Raw genomic sequence first — 19,209 nt, 5'->3', positions numbered from 1 at the left:
TCCTCACGCCGGGCCCAGGTCTACTCCGCCACCGCAAATGATGCAGGTACCGGCGCGGCGGCCGCTGCTGTCCTCGGCAAGCGCCACCCTTTCACGGCTCCAAAAATCGCCGGGATGACCAGGAGCGTCAGCGCCGTCGACGAAACCATGCCGCCGACCATCGGCACGGCGATGCGCTGCATCAGCTCCGACCCGGTGCCGGAACTCCACAGAATGGGTAGCAGCCCCGCCATGATGGCCGTGACCGTCATCATCTTCGGCCGCACCCGTTCGACAGCGCCCTCCATGATGGCGAGGCGCAGATCGGCCTGGGTAAGCACTCGCGCTTCGAGACGGCAACGCTCGCGAATTTCGGCCAATGCGTGATCCAGATAGATCAGCATGATGACGCCGGTTTCCGCGGCGACCCCGGCCAGGGCGATGAAACCGACCGCCACGGCGACGCTCAGGTTGAAATGCATCAGGTACATCAGCCATACACCGCCGACGAGCGCGAAGGGTACCGAAAGCATGACGATCAGCGTCTCGGTGAGGCGTCCGAAATTCATATAGAGCAGCACAAAAATCAGCAGCAGCGTCACCGGTACCACCACCATGAGCTTCGCCTTAGCGCGCTGCATGTACTCAAACTGCCCGCTCCATTCGATATGGAAACCGGCCGGCATCGGCACCTGTGCCGCGACGGCGTGCTGTGCATCGGCGACATAGCCGCCGACATCGCGCCCATGCATGTCGACATAGACATAGTTCACCAGCTGGGCGTTCTCGGTGCGGATGGTCGGCGGACCGCGCCGCAGCTGCACGCTGGCGAGCTGGCCGAGCGGAATGGCCGCGCCGCTTGGCGCCTGCACCAGCACCTGGCCGGCGATGCTCTGCGGGTCGGTGCGCAGGCCGCGCGGGTAGCGGACGTTCACCGTATAGCGGGCACGGCCCTCGACCGTGGTGGTGACCGGCTCGCCGCCGAGCGCCGTCGCAATTGTCTCCTGCAAATCGCCCACCGTCAGGCCGTAGCGGGCGAGCGCCGCCCGGTCAGGCTCAATTTCCAGGTAAAAGCCGCCCTCTACCCGCTCGGCGAAGGCGCTGGTGGTGCCGGGCACCGAGCGGATGGCCGCCTCGACTTGGCGGGATAGCTGATCGATCCCGCCCAGATCCGGGCCATACACCTTGACGCCGACCGGCGTGCGAATGCCGGTCGAGAGCATGTCGATGCGGGCCTTGATCGGCATGGTCCAGGCATTGGAAACGCCCGGCATTCGCAGGGCTGCATCCATCTCGGCCGTCAGCGAGTCTACCGTAACCCCGGGTCGCCACTCCGCCTCCGGCTTCAGATTGATGATTGTCTCGAACATCTCGGTCGGCGCTGGATCCGTCGCCGTCGCGGCGCGCCCGGCCTTGCCATAGACGCTTTCCACCTCCGGGAAGCCGCGGATGATGCGGTTTTGCGTCTGCAGCAGCTCGGCCGCCTTGGTGACGGACAACCCGGGCAGGCTGACCGGCATATACATCAGCGTCCCCTCGTTCAGCGTCGGCATGAACTCGCTGCCGAGCTGCGACCAGGGCCAGGCGGTGGCGCCGACCGCCAGCACGGCCAGCAGGATGGTCAGGGTCCGCGCCCGCAGGACCAGGGCAATCACCGGCCGGTAGAGCCAGATCAGCAGCCGGTTCACCGGGTTCTTGCGCTCCGGCATAATGCGGCCGCGGATGAACAGCACCATGAGCACCGGCACCAGCGTCACCGACAGCAAGGCGCCGCCGGCCATGGCGAAGGTCTTGGTGAAGGCCAGCGGGCGGAACATCCGTCCTTCCTGGTCCTCCAGGGTGAAGACCGGTAAGAAGGAAACGGTGATCACCGCCAGGCTGAAAAACAGCGCCGGGCCCACCTCGACCGCCGCCTCGGTCAGCACCTGCACGCGTGACGCGCCGGGTGCGGCCTGCTCGAGGCGCTTATGCGCGTTCTCGATCATCACAATGGCCGCGTCGACCATGGCACCAAGGGCGATGGCGATGCCGCCCAGGCTCATGATGTTCGAGCTCAATCCCAGCAGGTGCAGCAGCGCCATGGCGATCAGCACGCCGACCGGCAGCATGATGATGGCCACCAGCGCGCTGCGGACATGCAGCAGGAATACGACGCAGACCAGCGCGACGATGATGCTTTCTTCCAATAGCGTATGCTTCAGGGTGTCGATGGCGCGCCCAATCAGGGTGGAGCGGTCATAGACCCCCGTGACGGTCACGCCTTCCGGCAGGCTGCCGGCAATATCGGCCAAAGTCTTCTTCACGCTATCGATCACGGTGAGGGCGTTCTGGCCCTGCCGCTGCAGCACGATGCCGCTGACCACCTCGCCCTCGCCGTTCAGCTCGGCGATGCCGCGCCGCTCTTCCGGGCCAAGCTCGACCCGGGCCACGTCGCGCAGCAGCACGGGCGTGCCGCCCTGCATCATCAGCACGATCTGCTCGATATCCGGGATGCCTCGCAGATAGCCGCGGCCGCGGACCAGATACTCGGTTTCCGACATTTCGACCGAGCGGCCGCCAACGTCGCGGTTGCTGGCGCGAATGGCCTCCGTCACCCGCGACAGCGGAATGCGGTAGGCCTGCAGCCGCTGCGGATCGACCACTACCTGATATTGCTGGACGAAGCCGCCGACGCTCGCCACCTCGGCCACGCCGTCGGCGCGGGCCAGCTGATAGCGCAGGAACCAGTCCTGGACCGAGCGCAGCTCGGCCAGGGTCCGCTGCGCCCCGGTGACGACGTACTGGTACACCCAACCGACGCCGGTGGCATCGGGGCCGAGCGACGGTGTGACGCCGGTCGGCAGGCGCCGCGCCGCCTGGCTTAGATATTCCAGCACGCGCGAGCGCGCCCAGTAGAGGTCGGTGCCGTCCTCGAATACCACATAGACGAAGGAGGCGCCGAAAAACGAGAAGCCACGAACCGTTTTCGAGCGTGGCACCGTGAGTAGCGCCGTGGTCAGTGGATAGGTGACCTGGTCCTCGACCACCTGCGGCGCCTGGCCTGGATAATCAGTATAGACGATGACCTGAGTATCCGAGAGATCGGGAATCGCATCGAGTGGCGTGTTGCGCACCGCCCAGACGCCGGTGCCGACCACGAACAGCGTGACCAGCAGCACGAGGAAGGGGTTGGCCACCGACCAGCGTATGATGCGCGCGATCATCGCGGTGCCTCCTGGCCGGGTGCGGCAGGCGGCGGCGCAAAGGCTTGCAGCGCGGCCCGCAGGTTGCTTTCCGCGTCGATCAGGAAGTTGGCGCCCACCACCACCTTTTCCCCCGCGGCCACGCCGCGGCGGATCTCGACATAGCCGTCCGCCCGCCGCCCGACGGACACTGCCCTCGGCTCGTACCGCCCTGCCGCGCGCTCCACGAGCACGGTCTGCCGCGTCCCGGTATCGAGCACCGAGGAATCCGGCACGACGACCATCGGCGCGGTGCCCACCGCCGCCGCGATCTCGACGGTGGCGTACATGTCGGGTTTGAGCAGCTGGTCGGGGTTGGGGATCTCGATGCGCACCCGCGCGGTGCGGGTCGTGGCATTCACGGTCGGATAGAGGAAGGTCACCTTCCCATCGAACGACCGCTCCGGATAGGCGGTCAGGCCGATGGTGGCCTCCTGCCCCGGCCGGATCAGGCCGAGATCCTGCTCGAACACCTCGGCCAGCAGCCAGACCGTCGATAGATCGGCCAATCGGTAGAGGGTGTCCCCCGGTGCAAAGCGCATGCCCTGCACCGCATTTTTCTCCAGCACCACACCGTCGATCGGCGCGCTCAGCGTCAGCGTGCGGCTGACCGTGCCGGAGCGCCGCAGCCGTGTAACCTCACCCTCCGGCAGGTCGAAGTTGCGCAGCCGCGCCAAGGCGGCGTCGGCAATGCCGGCCGTACTGCTGCGCACCGCGCGGTCGGCATCGGCCATGGCGCGCCCCGCCTCGCGGGCGATGACATATTCCTGCTCGGCCGCCGCCAGCTCGGGGCTATAGACCTCGAACAGCGGCTGTCCCCGGCGTACCGGCTGGCCGGTTTCATTGACCAGCAGCCGCTGAATCCAGCCCTCGAAGCGCGGTGCCACCACGACCAGGCGGCGCTCATCGACCGCTATGGTGCCCACCGCCCGCACCGACCGGGTCAGAGCCCGCTCGACGGCCGCCTCGGTACGCACACCGAGCATCTGCACCCGCTGCGGACTGACGGTGACCGTGCCGGCTGGCTGGTTCGCTTCCTCCTCGTAAACGGCAATGTAGTCCATCCCCATGGAGTCTTTCTTTGGCACCGGCGAGGTGTCGGGCAGGCCCATCGGGTTGCGGTAATAGAGAAGTCGGCCGGGGCCGCCGCCCGGCGCCGGCGTGGGTGCCGCGGCCGTCGCGGCCGCCGGCGGTGCACTCGGGTCCTCGTACACCGCTACGAAATCGCGGCCGTCGGCGGTTTTCCTCGGAACCGCCGAGTAGGCGGGCCGGCCCGACGGGTCCTGGTAGTAGAGCGGCGTGCGCTCCGCGTCGGTCGCCACGGGGGCCGGCGTCTCTTCCTCATAGACCGGCAGATAGTCACGACCCTGGGCGTCTCGCTTCGGGGTCGGCGAGAAGTCGGCGGCATCCGCCGGATTGCGATAATAGAGCGGCGTCCGTGCCTCCGCCGGCCGCGCCGGAGCCGGCTGCGCCAGGGCCGCCCTGCTCGCCACCGGCGAGCGCGGCGCCAGCCAGACACCCCCTGCTGCCAGGACCACGGCCAGTGCAACGCCGCCGGCCCACAGGCGGCGGTTCACAGGTTGCCCCCGACCAGGCGCTCGATCGCGGCCAGCTGCCGCTGCCCGTCGAACTCGGCCGACAGAAGCTGCAGCCGAAAATCGGCCAGATCGTGCTGGGCCCGCAGCACCGCGGCCAGATCCACCCGGCCGACGCCGTAGCCGGCGGCTCCGGAGCGCACCAGCGCCTGAGCCTGCGGCAGAAGTTGGCGGCGGATCAGGTCCGCCGTCCGGCGGCTGCCCTCGAAACCGGCCACCGCCTCCGCCAGGTCGCTGCGGATCTGCAGCTCGCGGGCATCCCGCCGGGCGCGCGCCGCGCCCGCCTGGGCGCCGGCCTCGCGCGTCTGCGCCTCACGCAGGCCCCATTGCAGCGGGACTTTCATCGCTACCCAGGCCTGGTAGCCGCCAGGCCCGAAGCCCGAGCGGTCGACCGCCGCCCCGCCGATGGTGATATCCGGGTACCAGTTCCGGTCAGTCAGCCGCCGGTTGGTGTCCGCCCCGCTGACCGCGGCAGCGTCGGCGGCCAGCGCGGGATTGGCGGCCCCGGCGCGCTCGGCGAGCCGAACCGCGTCCAGCGCACGGACCTCCGGCAGGGGCCGCAGCCGCTCCGGAGCGGAGAGCGGCGCCGTGGTCGGGCGGACCAGCAAGGCGTTCAGCTGGCCCTGCGCGCTTCTCAGCGCCGTCTCCAGGCGGACGATCTCGGTAGCGACACGCGTGGTCTCGACCTCGGCGCGGAACACCTCCTGCTGCTCGCCGCGGCCCTGGGCATAGCGCTCGCGGGCGACCTGCGCGATGCCGTGAATCGCCCGGTGCAGATCCTCGGTCCGGTGCACCGCTTCGTAGGACGTATAGTAGCGGGCAAAGGCGACCTTCACGCGCTCGATCACCTCGGCTTCCGCTGCCTGGGCCTGGGCCGTCATCTGGCCGACCTCGGCGCGGGCGACCTGGCGCCGCAGGTCGCGCCGCCCCCATAGCGGGATTTCCTGCTGGAAGCTGTAGATCATCTTGTTCGGCCGCGGCCCCGACGTGCGGTCGATATCGTCCGACATCACTTGGATAGTCGGATCCGGCAGCGAGCCGGCGATGGCGACGCGCGCCTGCGCGGCGGCGGTCTCCATGCCGCGGGCGGCCAGCTCGGGGCTGAGCTGGCGCGCGAGGGCGAGCACGCTGTCCAGCGTCGCCCCAGGGAGCGAGGCCCCCGGCGCGCGTTGGGTGGTCCGGGTCTGCGCCTGGCCGGTTCCGGCCAGCAGCAGCAGCGTCAGGCCGAGCGCCATGGCCGCGCCGGGACGTCGCCCGGCGGGCCGCAGGGGCGCCGCGGCCCCCGAAGATGGGTACACCATCTCATTGCGCCGCGTTGAAGGCGATCGTGCTGCGTACCGTCTCGGTCTCGCCCTGAATCTTGGCCGATAAGCTCAGCGCCCAGCCCCCGGCCATGCCGGTCTCGACCTGCAGCCGGTAAGTGCCCGGCTGCGGCTGGGCGGCCGCCGGCGAGACCTTACCGGTCATGGTTGGCATGCCGGACGGCGCCATGTCGGCCCGGGTCTGGAAAATGACGGCATCGGGCACCGGCTTGCTGTCCGGCAGATGGATCAGGCGGACGGTGACGTCCGTCTTGCCTGCGCCGGCCGCCTGGGCGCTGACGAGTTCGATCCGGTAATCACGAGCGGCCGCCATGGCCGCCGTGCTCAGGAAGGCGGCCGCAAGCACTGCGACCGTGCCCAGCACGGCCGCGCGAAAACGATGGAAAATCATACTACTATCTCACTGGTGGAGCGCCTGCGTCACGACGCAAGCGACAGGTTCGTCTGATACGAAACGGCGATGAAGCCGGCTCCGCGAGGAACTCCGATCGCGCTAGGTCCGGCGATCACGCGACGCCAAGGGCGTCAGATGACCAGACATCGGCGAGCGAGCAGAGGCGAACCGGGGCGGTGCTTGCGCACTGCCCGGCCGTTCAGACGCGTGAGATAGGGGGATCGAGGGCGGGTTTCCGGGTTAGCCCGGCCGGGTCGACGTCCGACATCCAGTAATAGATCGCCGACCAGTCAAGCCGCGTGACCGCCGACGGATCAGGCATCGGCAGACCGATCATGAAGACGCAGCCAAGATCCAGCATGCAGCCCGGCATCCGGTCCTGGCAGGGCGCCAAGTCCTTGCAGGGCATGGCCGTGCCGTCATCCGTCGTCTCCATGACCATCGGCATGGTCATCGCCGCCTCCGGCGGCGCCAGCATCGTGGCCGACGGCATCGCCTGGGTGACGCCGGCGCAGAGGAACGCGACGAGCGTGGCCAGGAAGACGAACTGCCGGGAGAAGCGACGAAGCATGGCCCGATCATAGGCCTGCACGGTCCTGACTGAAAGCATTCGCCGTTGCGCGCCAGTCCTTACCCCAGATGCCACCATCCGCTTCGTCGCCATATCGGCAGCGAACCACGTACGGACATGGGGAAAGAAGAGGGACACAGGATCAATCATGGGTTGGCTGTTCTATACTACTATAAACTAAAAGGCGCTAAGCGCTACTATCAAAAGCGTTTTCGACCTTGAGCGGTCTCGACTGCCGACGGTTTCGTCGCACTAGTCAGCTTCAGCGCGCGTCCGCAAGCGCTTATCTCTTCATCAAACAACGAAACCGTCCATCATGAAGTAGCGGTGCCCGACGCCAGGCAAGTGCTGCAACGGAAGCCACCGGCCAAGGTGGCCAGGAAGGCTGACCCGTGCCTGATATTCCATTTGTCACCCTGCGTGTCGTGCTCGGCCCGGATACCTTGCTCGGTACCGGCAAAGCCGAACTGCTGGCGGGGATTGCGGAAACCGGCTCCATCGCGGCAGCCGGCCGCCGCATGGGGATGAGCTACAAGCGCGCCTGGTATCTCATTGACACCCTGAACGGGTATTTCCGCGCGCCGCTGGTGGTATCGACCAAAGGCGGGCGGACGGGCGGCGGCGCACAGCTGACCGAAACTGGCCGCACCGTGCTCGGGCTATACCACCGCCTTCAAGATAAGGCAGCCAGGGCCGTCGAAAGCGAGCTGCAGGAACTGGCCGCACTGGCGCAGCCGCAACCGCCTCTGGTGTAGTTCCGGCATCCATCGATATAGTCATCACGCTATATCGATGGATGCCACCATGCTCGCCCCATCCGTTCCGTCCACTCGGGCGCGTCGCATGCCTGCGGCCTTTGCCGGCGGGGCCGTCATTGGCGTCCTGGGCGGGCTAATCGGGCTGGGCGGTGCCGAGTTTCGCCTGCCGCTGCTGATCGGCTTGTTTCAGTTCGCGGCGCTCGAAGCGGTCATCCTCAACAAGGCGATGAGCCTGGTCGTGGTCGCCTCGGCGCTGCCCTTTCGCGCCAACACTGTGCCGTTCAGCGAGGTCGCCGCGCACTGGCCGATTATCGTCAACCTGCTGGCCGGCAGCCTGCTTGGCGCCTGGTTCGGCGCCGGCTGGGCCACCCGGCTGACATCGCATACGCTCTACCGCGTCATCGCCATCATGCTCGGGCTGATTGCCATCGTTCTCCTGCTCGGCCACGGCGCGAGCGGATCGGGCGCCATGCTGACCGGTCCGGTCCAGGCCGTGGCCGGCGTCATGGCGGGATTCGGCATCGGCATCGTCGCATCGCTGCTTGGGGTGGCCGGCGGCGAACTGCTGATTCCAACGCTCGTGCTGCTGTTTGGCGCCGATATCAAGCTGGCTGGCAGCCTGTCCCTGGCGGTGAGCCTGCCCACCATGATCGTCGGCTTTACCCGCTACAGCCGGGACCGCAGCTTTGCCGTGCTCGGCCAGAATCGCCGCTTCGTGCTGGTGATGGCTGCCGGCTCGGTGCTCGGCAGCTTCATCGGCGGTCAACTGCTTGGGATGGCGCCGACGCCCGTGCTGCTGCCGCTGCTCGCCGCCATTCTAGTGGTTTCAGCGATCAAGGTATGGCGGCACTGACCGCTGTTCCATTTTGGGGCCGCAGACGCGGCCTAGCAGGGCCTGCGGCCCATCGCGCGTCAAGGCGACCTGCTGCGCAGGCAGCGCCGGCGGTGTCCCCAACCTTCCTCCACTGGCGTTCCGTGCAGGTTGGGTGAGCCCCCTCCCCCGGCGCTGACCGTGACGCGCTCCCCCGCTCCCCGGCGCGTGCCTCGCCTCCTCCGAGAAAGCTGTTGGCTTTCTCAAGGAGGACGAGACCATGACAAACCACAGCAAGACGTCCACCGGGCGCGTGGATCTCTACCAAGCGGTGACCGATGCCATCGTCGCCGAGTTGGAGCAGGGGCTGAAGCCGTGGAAGCGGCCCTGGAAGACGACCGGCGCCGGGTTTCCGCTGCGGCATAACGGCCAGCCCTACCGCGGCATCAACACCCTGGTGCTGTGGATGACGATGACGGCGAAGGGCTACAGCTCGCCCTACTTCATGACCTACAAGCAGGCCGCCTCGATGGGCGCCCAGGTTCGCAAGGGCGAGAAGGCCACCACCGTCACCTATTCCGACACGATCCGGCGCACCGAGGAGAAGCCGGACGGCACCCAAGACGAGCGCAGCATCTGGTTCCTGAAAAGCTACGCCGTGTTCAATGCCGGCCAGATCGACGGACTGCCGGCCCATTACTATCCAACCCTGGAGCCGGCCACGGCGGCACCGGCCGAGCGCATCGCGCATGCCGACGCGTTCATCGCCCACACGAAAGCGGATATCCGGCTCGGTGGCGAGCGCGCCTTCTACACGCCGAACCTCGACTATATCCGCATGCCGGACATGGAGACGTTTGTTTACCCGGAAGCCTTCTATGCCACCCTGGCGCATGAGCTTGGCCACTGGACCGGCCATCCCAGCCGCCTGAACCGCGAGACGATCGTCAAGCGGCATAGTGAGGAGGCGCGGGCGGTCGAGGAGATCCTGGCGGAGCTGACCGCCGCCTTCACCTGCGCGTCGCTCGGCATCGATCACGACCTGAAGCAGGACAGCACGGCCTATATCGGCTCCTGGCTCAAGGTGCTGGCCAGCGACAAGAAGTTCATCTTCGTCGCCGCCGCCCATGCCCAGCGCGCCTGCGATTTCCTGTGGTCGCTGCAGCCCGCCGCCGAGGAACAGGCCGCCTGAAGCGGTCACGGGTGCTCCGGCGGCCCAGCGCCGTCGGGGCGACCTCTGGGGCGGCTCGCGCCTCCGCTGTCGGCGCTCGCCCTGCCCTGAGCCAAACGAAAAGTAATACCGGCCCGCAAGCTCGCCTGACCGGGCGTCGCCCCGGTGGGGCCGGGCGCTAGTCGCGGTGCTCCCCGAACCCTGCGGGATCGGCCCTGGCGGGTGACGCTCCCTGACGCGCGGCGCGGACCGGATGCAGGAATGCATGGACAGATAGAGCCATGTCGCCGCCGACGCGGCTCTGTGCGGGAGGCCGCCGCCTCCCCCGCGGTCAAGGCAACCTGCTGCGCAGGCTCCGCGCCGGGTCTCCCCAAAATGCTTCGCATTCCGGGTGATCCCCCTCCCGGCGCTTCGGCCTGGACCGCTACCCCACCGCTCCTAGGCGCGGGCCAAGACGGGTTGAGCGCCGCTCAACACCGTAACCCAACCCAAGGAGATTTCCATGAACGCTCTCATTCTACATCCCCACGCCCAGCCGCTGCCGGTCAAACCGCGCTTCGCCACGGGCCAGATCGTCGCCACGCCCGGCGTCCTCGCTGCCGTCAGCGAGGCCCATCAGCTGCACTGCCTGGCCCGGCACCTCGCCGGGGACTGGGGCTGCTGCTGCGACGACGACAAGGCCACCAATGACGAGGCGGTGGCCGCCGGGGATCGCATCCTGTCCGCCTACCCGATCGATCCCGCCCAGCCGTGCAAGGGCTTCGGCGACAACACGCTGTGGATCATCACCGAGGCCGACCGCAGCGTCACCACCTTCCTGCTGCCCGACGAATACTAACCGCCGTGCCGACCCCCTTTCATTCAACCCATTTTAGAGAAAGTCCTTTTATGTCCATCATTTCCATCTCACTCGCCCAGCTCCTCCCGTCCGACGCCAACGTCCGCAAGACCGGCGGCGGCAGCCTCGACGATCTCGCCGCCAGCATCGCCGCGCATGGTCTGCTGCAATGCCTGAACGTCCGCCCCCGCCCCGGCGGCAAGTACGATGTCGTCGCCGGAGGACGCCGCCTCGCCGCGCTGAAACGGCTGGTGAAGGAAAAGCGGATCGCCAAAAACTTCCCCGTGCCGTGCCGCGTGCTGGAGGAGGGTGAGGACGCGGCGGAAGTCAGTTTGGCGGAAAACCAGATTCGCCAGCCCATGCACCCCGCCGACCAGTTCGACGCCTTCAAGGCCTTGTCGGATAACGGCCTTTCCACCGCCGACATTGCAGCCCGCTTCGGCGTGGCCGCGCGCATCGTCGAGCAGCGGCTCAAGCTGGCCCGCGTCAGTCCGGCACTGTTCGAAATGTACCGCACCGATGCCATGACATTGGAGCAGCTGATGGCCTTCACCCTCAGCGACGATCACGCACGGCAGGAGGCCGTCTGGCAGGCCGTGAGCGCCACCTACGACACCAGCGCCCGTGCCATCCGCCACCGCCTGTCGGAAGACAAAGTGGCCGGCACGGACCGGCGGGCCCGCTTCATCGGCGAGGAGCGGTTCTTGGCGGCAGGCGGCACCCTCACCCGCGACCTGTTCTCCGCCGCCGATGCTTGTTTCTTCGAGCCTCCGGCGCTGTTGGACCGGCTCGTCGCCAAGACGCTGGAGGAGGAAGCCGTCGCCGTCCGCGCCGAGGGCTGGGCATGGGTGGAGGCCGCCGAGCGGCTGGATCGCAGCCGGTATCAGGCCGTGCCGCCGACCGTCCGCGACTACACCGAGGACGAACAGGCGCAGGTAGACCGGCTGATCCAACAGGCGGACGAGATCGCCCTGTCGGGAAGCGACGACGACGAGGACACCTATCTCGCCCTGCAGGAGCAGCTCGACGCGTTGGAAGCCGCCTGTCACTCCTTCCCCGAGGAGATGAAGGCCAGCGCGGGCGCGGTCGTCCATCTGACCGCCGACGGCACCCTCGGCATCGAGCGCGGTTGTCTTCGCCGGGAAGATGCGGAGGCGATGGCCCCTGCCCTTCCGGCCCGTGCCGTGGAGGCCAAGCCGAAGCCTGTGCTGTCGGCGTCGCTGCTGGAGGAGCTGACCGCGCACCGGACGCAGGCGATGCAGGCCGTGCTGGCCCGCACCCCTTCCATCGCGCTGGATGCGCTGGTGCATGGCCTTGCCCTGTCCAGCCTCTACGACCGCCCGCCGCTGTCCTGCCTCCAGATCGCGGCCACCACGCGGTATCCGCTGATGGCGTCCGCCGCGCTGGCCGAGACGGTTGCCGCGCAGGTCTTGGCCGAGCTGCGCGAGCAGTGGACGCAGACCCTGCCAGAGGAGGCCGAACAGCTCTGGCCGTGGCTGCGTCAGGCAGAGCAGGCGGTGAAACTTGACCTGCTGGCGTACCTTGTCGCCGAATCTCTCAACGCGGTGCAGTCGGGCGGCAGAGACGCCGCGCCGGGTGCGCAGGCGCTCCATGCCGCCCTCGGCCTCGACATGGCGGAATACTGGAGCGCCACCGCCGCCGGGTATTTTGGCCGGGTGTCGAAGGGCAAGGTGGTCGAGGCGCTGAGCGAGGCACAGGCGCTGGTGCCCGATGCCGACCGGATGACGAAAACCGTGCTGGCCGAGCTGGCCGAGCAGCGGATCGCCGGAACCCGCTGGCTGCCCCCGGTGCTGCGCTGTCCCGTTGAGGCGACGGCCGAAGCGGAAGCGCTGGACGAAGCGGCCTGACTGGACGGCACGGAGCGAAGGGGCGGCGCAGGCCGCCCCTTTTTCCGCTCTGCTGGTAGTGCTCCTGCCATGCGCCGCAACCAAGCCGAGATAAGGCTATGTCGCCGCAGACGCGGCTTTGTTTTAGGGGGCCGCCGACCCCCTCCGCAGGCAAGTCAACCTGCTTCGCAGGCTGCGCGCGGGGCACCTCCATCTTCAGTCGCTGCGCTCCTTGCAGACGGAGCCTCCACCCCGTGCTCGGACTTGCCAGCGACACCCCCGGCCTCATTGGCGGCGGCCTAGAGAGGTGAGCGGTTGCTCACCTCATTTCACAGGAAAGGACGACACCATGAACGACGAACACGCCAAGCCCGCCAAAGGCAATGACTGGTGCCCGAATGGCTGCCAGCCGCTTTACGAACTCGGTGAGTGCGGGATGTGCGGTTACGAAGGTGACGGCGTGCATCAGGATCAAACCAGCTTTGTCGTCGATGCTTGCGAGGAGACGGGAGCGTACACGCGGCAGACACCGGAGGGCCTTTGCTACGGATGCGGCAAGCAGCACGGACCCGAACACGCCATCGCGCTCTTTGGCGCGACGTTTCATCTTACCTTGGATCATGCCTTCTACGTGGCCCGTGCTGGCGAAGAAATCTACGCCGTACCGGTGGCGAACGCCGGAGGGCTGCGCTCCGCCTCGACCGACGAGCTGGCCGAGCATCTTTGGTGCCCGTACCATGCCATCGTGATGATGGACGGCGAACCCGACGAGGTGGCCGCCCTGCAAGCGCTCTTCTCCAGCGTCCCGGAAAGCCCCGAACTTCCTGACATTATCGAGCGCATCGAGGCGGAGCTGGAGATGCGCCGCGCATCGCAGCCCCGACATGCACTTGCCGTACTCGATGACGACCTGCCATTCTGATCCCCACCTCACGCGCCCTGGTACTCCGACCGCTTCTGCCTATGCGAGATCGGCAGATACCGCGCTTCCAAGCCGTAGCGCTCGACAAGCCAGAAATAGAGCCGTGTCTTCAGCTTGTAGGCATCGTCCGTCCAATGGCACCCCGTGGACGCTCGCTTCGTGCGGCCTTCCAGTTTCTCATTGGCGAGAATCACCGTTAACGCGCAGGGGCTACCGGCATTTTTCCAGTCCACCCGGATTTGCAACTGGCGGAAGGGTGGATCGGCATTCAGGCCCTGCTCGACAAAGGGCTGCACCTTCTCGATGAGCCCGAGATAGTTTTGCAGGTGCTCCATGGTCCATTCGTCCAGCGCGTCCATCTCGCTCCCCTCCTAGCGTCGATTGACCCAGACCGGAGGCAGGTCACACGCAGTGCCACCCTGCGCCTGCCTTTGCGTTTCACGGCAGCGCTGGGCCAGCGCGCGTGCATCGTTGAGGCTGGCAATCTGTGCCATGAAGACGCTGCCTTCGATGCCTTGTGCGCCGACCCGCACTCCGTCCCAGCGCCCAACCGCGTAGCCAGCACCCAGCAGCACCAGCCCGCCAAAGGCGGCCAGCAGCGCCGTGCGCAGGCTGAATCCCCGCACCATGCGATCAACCCGGCTTTCCGCCGCGTCCGCCGCCTCGCGCGAAACGCGGGCGATCAGCTCAGCCTCGCCCTGCGGCGTGAGGCCCCGCGCTTTGTCCGTCACAGTGGCAAGCGCGGTTTCTGCCGCCTCATGGACGGTTAGCAGCACCCCATGCAGCGGCTTGTCCGGCGGGATGCCCGCCGCCGTCAGCCGGGCCGCGAACCCTTCAGGCTTCACGGCAGCCAACCCGCCGCCCCGGCCTCCCGGCGCTTGCGCTCCAGATCGGCGAGCCAATCCTCAAGCATGAAGCCTTCCACCGGGTCGAGCGCGTCCCCGCCCGCCGCCTCATAGAAGCCGCCGGGCATCCGCCTTGCATCGTCCATGCAGGCCAACCGCGTGAGCAGCAGTGGTACCGCGCCCGCCTCGATCAGCCGGGCGAAGCCGGGGCTGGACATCGTCCGCTCAAAAGCCCCCGCGACGGTGCGGCCGGTGCGAATGACCCCTTCATTCAGCACCAGCAGGGTCCGGCGCGGCCGGAAATACCCGGCCTCGAAGATCGAGACCACATGCGACAGGTCCTCATCCTCCGGCCCCAGCACATACAGGCCGAGCGGCTCGATCCCCCGGCGGGCACAGAACTCGACCAGCCGCAGGTCGCGCCCGTATTCGAGCAGGGAGCGGTCGCCGCCACCGAGGTCGAGCACGGCGGAACGCCGCTCCTTAGCCATGCGGTTGAGCAGGCTGGACAGGAACGCCTTGACGTCCGGCAGCTCCTCACTGACGGGCGTCAGCGCGTCCGGGAACAGGCCGAGCAAGGTTTTTGACCGGGCGTCCCCATCGGCGACGATGACCGGGCGCCCCTGATTGTGGGCCCGCCATACCGCTTCGGCCAGCAGCAGGGACTTGCCCGAGCCGCCTCGACCCAGCCCGACCATGAGTACCGGAGCCGTCTCCGCCGGTGCATCGAGCAGCGGCACGTCCTCATTCTTATCGCGCGGCATGAATCACCCTCTCCCTGAACGCTGCGCCATTTCCGCCCGGAGCCGGGCCATGGCGTCGCCAGTGTCTGGCGGCGACGATGCGGCAGGCAGCAGGCCGGACGCGGGACCCGGCGGGCGGTGAACAGTCGTCACCACCGGCGGCACGGCGGGGCGGCGCTTCGCCTGTGCCTTCGCTACGTCACGCCGCACCCGCCACCAGGTGTGCCGGGCCGCCTCGGGACTGACCGCCCTGCCGTCTCCGCCGCTTAGTCCCATGGCCGCGAACTCCGCCGCCAAGGCACGCCATTCCGGGCGTACCTCGGCCAGCAGCTCGGCAAACGCATCGTGCCGATTGTGCAGCCATCGATAGAGGGGAGACCGCCCGCCGCCTTGACGGACGACCTCGGCAATCCGGCTCAGCTCTTCGTCGCGTCGCTGCCTACCCATGGGCGGCAGCATGGCACAGCAAATAGCTTGCGTTCAACTAGCAGATTGGCGTCTAGTGCAGATCGCTGAGGCGGGGGCCACGAAGCGTGGAGGCAGAAGGTCTGACAGACCAAGGAACCCGCCTAACGGCGGTTCACCACAGATCGGAGGCAGAACGGTGCCTGACGACGAACGCCTGACCCGGGTGGAGGAGCGCCAGGAAGCGCTGATCCGGGGCGTGGCTCAGATGAACGAGACCCTCGCCCTGCAGAGCGCCATGCTCGAGCAGATCCTGCTGGCAGCGTCCCAGCCCCCGCCAAAATCCGATCTTGGCCAGACCCTCAAGCGGATCGCAGCCATCCTCGAGCAGCAGCAGGAGACGCTCGGCACGCTGGAGGTCCGGCTCGTCGACCTGCCGGAGAAGATCGCCCAGGCGCTCGTGGAGGAAGCGGCGCCATCCTGACCTATGCCACCATCGCGGCGGGCTCACCCTCCGACGCCGCCGCCCTGACCAACCACCTTCTCACCCCGACGGTGCCGCAGGAGGTGGCGAACCTCGCCCGTTACTACACCAAGGGCACGGATACCCCGGAGCAACGCGACATCGCGGAGCTGGCGGAGCAGGTCGCAACCGGCGATCTCACCTACAGCGAGGCGCTAAACGAGTTGATGCGGCGCGACGGGGACCGGGGCGGCGACTATGGCATGGAAACCGAGCAGCGGCTCGGCCAGGCGCTCGCCAAGGCAGCCAGCCGGACCCAAGATGGCGATATGGGTGAAGCGGCGGCCCAGCCGCGACGCGACATGCACCCGCTGGTGGCCAAGGGACTTGGCATCGACCCCGAGCAGCCGCTCACCCGCCAGCAGATCAATGCCTTGCTGGTCGGCCTCCGGACAGACGGCGAGGTGATCGAGGGCAAGCACTATTCGACCCTGCGCGAGTACACCGACCCGAAGACCGGCGAGACGAAGGAGAAGATCCCGCTCGGCTCCGTCGACTTCACCCTGACGCCGGACAAGAGCGTTTCGGTTGCGTGGGCCTTCGCGGTACCGGCGGAGCAAGCCGCCATCTATCAGGCGCATCGGGATGCCGCCTCGGAAGCAATGGCCTACCTGGAGGCGCACATCGCGCAGGCGAAGCTGGGTCATGGCGGCAAGGACGGATCGGAGCCGGGCCATATCGGCTGGATCGAGTTCGATCACTACACCGCCCGCCCGACTTTGTGGATGGAGCAGAACGGCCAGACCGAGCGCGTCGCGGTGCCGATCGCGGGCGACCCGGACCTGCACACCCACTTCACCGTCATGAATGCCGTGTTCTGCGAATCCGGCCGCGTCGGCTCCCTCGATCTCGGCCAGCTGGACGGCCTGATCAAGGAGACCGGCGCGCTTTACCAGGCGCACCTCGCCACCAACCTGCGGGACCGCCTGCAGGCCAGCGTTTCGCTCGACCCGGACACCGGCATGGCACGGTTGGACGCGATCCCCACCGAGGTCCGCGATCATTTCAGCAAGCGCAGCCAGAGCGGTGAAAACGCGGCGCGGGCCTATGCCGCCTCGCTCGGGCTGGTCTGGGACGAGCTGACGCCGGAGCGCCGCACCGGGCTGCTGAAGGCAGGGACACAGGGCGAGATCCCCGGCATCGATGGGGAGACCCGGGAGAGGCTGAAAAAGGATGATATGGCCGATTTCGCCGACTGGCACCGGCAGGCGGATGCGCTGAACTGGCAATATCGGGGGATCGAGACGTACGGCCCTTCCCCGCCGCCACTCTCGCCTGAGGAGCGGCTGCAGAAGGCTTACGAGACGGCCCTGCCCTGGATGGAGGCCGAGCTGGACAAGCGGGCCGTCATCACCGCGCCGGACGCCCGCACGGCCGCCCTGCGCGGCCTGATCGCCCACGGCATCGACACCACTGTCGATATCGACCGGGTGACCGAGCGCTTTATGGAACAAGGCGTCCGCCAGCAGGGGCAGAGGACCCGGCTGTACTGGCAGGAGCATGACAATCCAAGGCAGGCGAAGCTGACCACCGCCCTGCATGTCCATCAGGAGAAGGCATTCATCGAGCTTGCAACGGCCGCGGCTGCCGACCGGACCGGCAGGCTGAGCGCCAGCGAGATCGAACACGCCATCCAGCAGTCGGGCCTCACCTTCGAGAAAGCGCACGGCAGGGCCCAGCGGGACGCTATTCACCGGCTCGGCGAAGGCGGACGCATCGCCGTGCTGATCGGCGCCGCCGGCATGGGCAAGACCACCTCGCTGAAGCCGCTGGTATCGGCATGGAATGCCCGGCAGCAGGATGTGCATGGCATCGCGCTGGCATGGCGTCAGGCCGACGACTTGATTGACGCAGGCATCTCCCGCGATCGTACGAAGGCGTACAGTGTCTTCGTCGAGGCGGTGGCGAAGGGGGACGTCGCTCTCTCCAGGCAATCCGTCGTGGTGGTGGACGAGCTCTCTCTCCTCGGTACCCGGCAAGGGCTGGAGCTGCTTGAGCTGCAACAAAAGCATGGCTTCCGGCTGGTGATGCTTGGTGACGATAGGCAGTGCCAGTCGATCGAGGCGGGCCCGGTTATCGATCTGGCCCGCCGCGCCCTGGGACCCGACCAGGTACCCGAAATCCTCACCACGCTGCGTCAGAAGAGCAAGGAGGAGAAGGAGATCGTCAGGCTGTTCCGCGAAGGGAAAGCGGCAGAAGCCCTTGCCCTGAAGCGTGCGGACGGCACCGCCGAGCTAGTGCCGGGAGGGCAGCGCGAGGCATTGGCACGGGTGGCGGCACTGGCCGGCGAGCGCCTGCGCGCCAACGCCGACGACGAGCGGTACTCGCTGACCGTCTCAGCCCCGACCAACGCCGATGCACACCGGCTTGGCGTCGCCATCCGCGAAGAGAGGCGGCGGCTTGGCCAAATCGGGCCCGACGCGGTGAAGATCAGGGCGATCGGGAATGGCAAGGAGACCTATGACATGGCGCTGGCGGCTGGCGACAAGGTGCGCCTGTTCGCTTCAACCCGGGCCGAGGGGGAGCGCGGATCCATCGGGCGCAACGGCTCCGTCCTCACCGTGCTGGCCGCCGATGCCAAGGGCATGCAGGTCAGGAATGCCAAAGGCAGGGAAGGTCGGATCACCTGGAAGACGCTGAATGACGGCTCGGGACGGGTCCGGCTGGCGTATGGCGAGGTGATGACCACGCACACCGCGCAAGGCTCGACAGCGACTGAACATATCTATGCCATCCCGTCAGGATCCAAGACCATCAACGGGTTTTCCGCCTATTCCTCCGGTACCCGGCACCGGCGCACGTCATTTCTGGTGGTGAGCGAGGGCGCGGAGCGCAGCGAGATCGCCAAGCTCCGCCCGATGAACGACATGCGGCCGATCACCAAGGACAACGCATGGGAGAACGTCGCGCGCAACTTCTCCCGCCAGCCTAAGAAGGATTTGGCCATCGACTTCCTCGCCAAAGCCGGAGCGGTTCGCAAAGGAACGGCGAGGTCGCTGCAGCAAGGCTTGCGGCCTGCGGAGATCAGGGCGGCAAAGGGAGAGCCCGCCATGATGCTCAGCCAAAATTTTGCGCAGCGCAATCAGGCTGAGGCACTGGCCCCGATCGTAGCGGCGTTGGAGCGTACCGCGTCGCGGCAGCAGGCGGTCATTGAAAGGGTGAAGAGGCTACCGTCCGCCGTCACGTATGCCGTTCAGCAGAAACTCGAGCGGCTGCGCGGGCCGGTGAGAGAGCGGGGTCAGGGGCAGAGGATCGGGCGATAAC

At 67.5% G+C, this 19,209-nt stretch carries 16 protein-coding genes; 8 read left to right on the top strand and 8 right to left on the bottom strand.

Going from position 1 to position 19,209, the window contains the following annotated elements:
* Positions 1–20: 20 nt before the first annotated feature.
* The 5 genes from HJG45_RS24440 to HJG45_RS24420 all read right to left on the bottom strand — a co-directional run bounded on the left by HJG45_RS24440 (position 21) and on the right by HJG45_RS24420 (position 7,232).
* The gene (locus HJG45_RS24440; RefSeq protein ID WP_171616006.1) at positions 21–3,182 is read right to left on the bottom strand and encodes an efflux RND transporter permease subunit; all 3,162 of its coding nucleotides are present in this window, start codon (positions 3,180–3,182) and stop codon (positions 21–23) included.
* Complete coding sequence (locus HJG45_RS24435; protein WP_171616004.1) at positions 3,179–4,777, bottom strand: efflux RND transporter periplasmic adaptor subunit; 1,599 nt, start codon at positions 4,775–4,777, stop codon at positions 3,179–3,181. The genes HJG45_RS24440 and HJG45_RS24435 overlap by 4 nt, the downstream gene beginning before the upstream one ends.
* Positions 4,774–6,030 carry a TolC family protein gene (locus tag HJG45_RS24430; protein WP_171616003.1) on the bottom strand — a complete coding sequence of 419 codons (1,257 nt, stop codon included), beginning with the start codon at positions 6,028–6,030 and terminating at the stop codon, positions 4,774–4,776. Before HJG45_RS24430 ends, HJG45_RS24435 begins: the two co-directional genes overlap by 4 nt.
* Before the next feature lie 67 nt (positions 6,031–6,097).
* On the bottom strand, positions 6,098–6,508 hold the full coding sequence (locus HJG45_RS24425; RefSeq protein ID WP_171616002.1) for a FixH family protein: 411 nt from the start codon (positions 6,506–6,508) through the stop codon (positions 6,098–6,100).
* Between the two features lie 202 nt (positions 6,509–6,710).
* A complete protein-coding gene (locus tag HJG45_RS24420; RefSeq protein ID WP_171616001.1) occupies positions 6,711–7,232 on the bottom strand; it encodes a hypothetical protein in 522 nt (173 codons plus the stop codon).
* A 242-nt stretch (positions 7,233–7,474) separates the two neighbouring features.
* On the opposite strand from HJG45_RS24420, the gene HJG45_RS24415 reads away from it, so the two are divergent.
* The 6 genes from HJG45_RS24415 (at position 7,475) to HJG45_RS24390 (ending at position 13,429) form a co-directional block, all read left to right on the top strand.
* A complete protein-coding gene (locus tag HJG45_RS24415; RefSeq protein ID WP_368040671.1) occupies positions 7,475–7,837 on the top strand; it encodes a winged helix-turn-helix domain-containing protein in 363 nt (120 codons plus the stop codon).
* 88 nt (positions 7,838–7,925) lie between these two features.
* Positions 7,926–8,693 (top strand): sulfite exporter TauE/SafE family protein, encoded by a 768-nt coding sequence (locus tag HJG45_RS24410; RefSeq protein WP_254452758.1) that lies wholly within the window; start codon positions 7,926–7,928, stop codon positions 8,691–8,693.
* Between the two features lie 238 nt (positions 8,694–8,931).
* Positions 8,932–9,843 (top strand): ArdC family protein, encoded by a 912-nt coding sequence (locus HJG45_RS24405; protein WP_171615999.1) that lies wholly within the window; start codon positions 8,932–8,934, stop codon positions 9,841–9,843.
* 481 nt (positions 9,844–10,324) lie between these two features.
* Positions 10,325–10,660 (top strand): type I restriction endonuclease subunit M, encoded by a 336-nt coding sequence (locus tag HJG45_RS24400; protein WP_171615998.1) that lies wholly within the window; start codon positions 10,325–10,327, stop codon positions 10,658–10,660.
* A 50-nt stretch (positions 10,661–10,710) separates the two neighbouring features.
* Complete coding sequence (locus tag HJG45_RS24395) at positions 10,711–12,528, top strand: ParB/RepB/Spo0J family partition protein (protein WP_171615997.1); 1,818 nt, start codon at positions 10,711–10,713, stop codon at positions 12,526–12,528.
* A 328-nt stretch (positions 12,529–12,856) separates the two neighbouring features.
* The gene (locus tag HJG45_RS24390) at positions 12,857–13,429 is read left to right on the top strand and encodes a hypothetical protein (RefSeq protein WP_171615996.1); all 573 of its coding nucleotides are present in this window, start codon (positions 12,857–12,859) and stop codon (positions 13,427–13,429) included.
* Between the two features lie 8 nt (positions 13,430–13,437).
* On the opposite strand, the gene HJG45_RS24385 is transcribed toward HJG45_RS24390, so the two are convergent.
* From HJG45_RS24385 to HJG45_RS24375, 3 genes are read right to left on the bottom strand one after another with little or no spacing between them, the layout of a single operon-like run.
* Positions 13,438–13,788 carry a hypothetical protein gene (locus HJG45_RS24385; RefSeq protein ID WP_171615994.1) on the bottom strand — a complete coding sequence of 117 codons (351 nt, stop codon included), beginning with the start codon at positions 13,786–13,788 and terminating at the stop codon, positions 13,438–13,440.
* A 12-nt stretch (positions 13,789–13,800) separates the two neighbouring features.
* Positions 13,801–14,283, bottom strand: a complete 483-nt coding sequence (locus HJG45_RS24380; protein ID WP_171615992.1) for a hypothetical protein — start codon at positions 14,281–14,283, stop codon at positions 13,801–13,803.
* Positions 14,271–15,038, bottom strand: a complete 768-nt coding sequence (locus tag HJG45_RS24375; RefSeq protein WP_171615989.1) for a hypothetical protein — start codon at positions 15,036–15,038, stop codon at positions 14,271–14,273. Before HJG45_RS24375 ends, HJG45_RS24380 begins: the two co-directional genes overlap by 13 nt.
* A 583-nt stretch (positions 15,039–15,621) precedes the next feature.
* Here HJG45_RS24375 and HJG45_RS24370 point away from each other — a divergent pair.
* Both HJG45_RS24370 and mobF read left to right on the top strand, forming a co-directional pair.
* On the top strand, positions 15,622–15,906 hold the full coding sequence (locus HJG45_RS24370) for a hypothetical protein (RefSeq protein ID WP_132294151.1): 285 nt from the start codon (positions 15,622–15,624) through the stop codon (positions 15,904–15,906).
* An 83-nt stretch (positions 15,907–15,989) separates the two neighbouring features.
* Complete coding sequence (mobF, locus tag HJG45_RS24365; protein WP_132294154.1) at positions 15,990–19,208, top strand: MobF family relaxase; 3,219 nt, start codon at positions 15,990–15,992, stop codon at positions 19,206–19,208.
* The last annotated feature ends 1 nt before the right edge of the window (position 19,209 follow it).

Origin of the sequence: Roseicella sp. DB1501, from assembly GCF_013112485.1 — a bacterium.
Taxonomy (GTDB): domain Bacteria; phylum Pseudomonadota; class Alphaproteobacteria; order Acetobacterales; family Acetobacteraceae; genus Paracraurococcus.
Note: the sequence above shows the minus strand (reverse complement) of the source record. Positions and strands in the feature narration are given on the sequence as shown.

Excerpts from the sequence above, each read along its gene's own strand:
- HJG45_RS24440 (WP_171616006.1), bottom strand. The coding sequence starts at position 3,182 with ATGATCGCGCGCATCATACGCTGGTCGGTGGCCAACCCCTTCCTCGTG.
- HJG45_RS24430 (WP_171616003.1), bottom strand. The coding sequence starts at position 6,030 with ATGGCGCTCGGCCTGACGCTGCTGCTGCTGGCCGGAACCGGCCAGGCG.
- HJG45_RS24425 (WP_171616002.1), bottom strand. The coding sequence starts at position 6,508 with ATGATTTTCCATCGTTTTCGCGCGGCCGTGCTGGGCACGGTCGCAGTG.
- HJG45_RS24420 (WP_171616001.1), bottom strand. The coding sequence starts at position 7,232 with ATGATTGATCCTGTGTCCCTCTTCTTTCCCCATGTCCGTACGTGGTTC.
- HJG45_RS24410 (WP_254452758.1), top strand. The coding sequence starts at position 7,926 with ATGCCTGCGGCCTTTGCCGGCGGGGCCGTCATTGGCGTCCTGGGCGGG.
- HJG45_RS24405 (WP_171615999.1), top strand. The coding sequence starts at position 8,932 with ATGACAAACCACAGCAAGACGTCCACCGGGCGCGTGGATCTCTACCAA.
- HJG45_RS24400 (WP_171615998.1), top strand. The coding sequence starts at position 10,325 with ATGAACGCTCTCATTCTACATCCCCACGCCCAGCCGCTGCCGGTCAAA.
- HJG45_RS24395 (WP_171615997.1), top strand. The coding sequence starts at position 10,711 with ATGTCCATCATTTCCATCTCACTCGCCCAGCTCCTCCCGTCCGACGCC.
- HJG45_RS24390 (WP_171615996.1), top strand. The coding sequence starts at position 12,857 with ATGAACGACGAACACGCCAAGCCCGCCAAAGGCAATGACTGGTGCCCG.
- HJG45_RS24385 (WP_171615994.1), bottom strand. The coding sequence starts at position 13,788 with ATGGACGCGCTGGACGAATGGACCATGGAGCACCTGCAAAACTATCTC.
- HJG45_RS24375 (WP_171615989.1), bottom strand. The coding sequence starts at position 15,038 with ATGCCGCGCGATAAGAATGAGGACGTGCCGCTGCTCGATGCACCGGCG.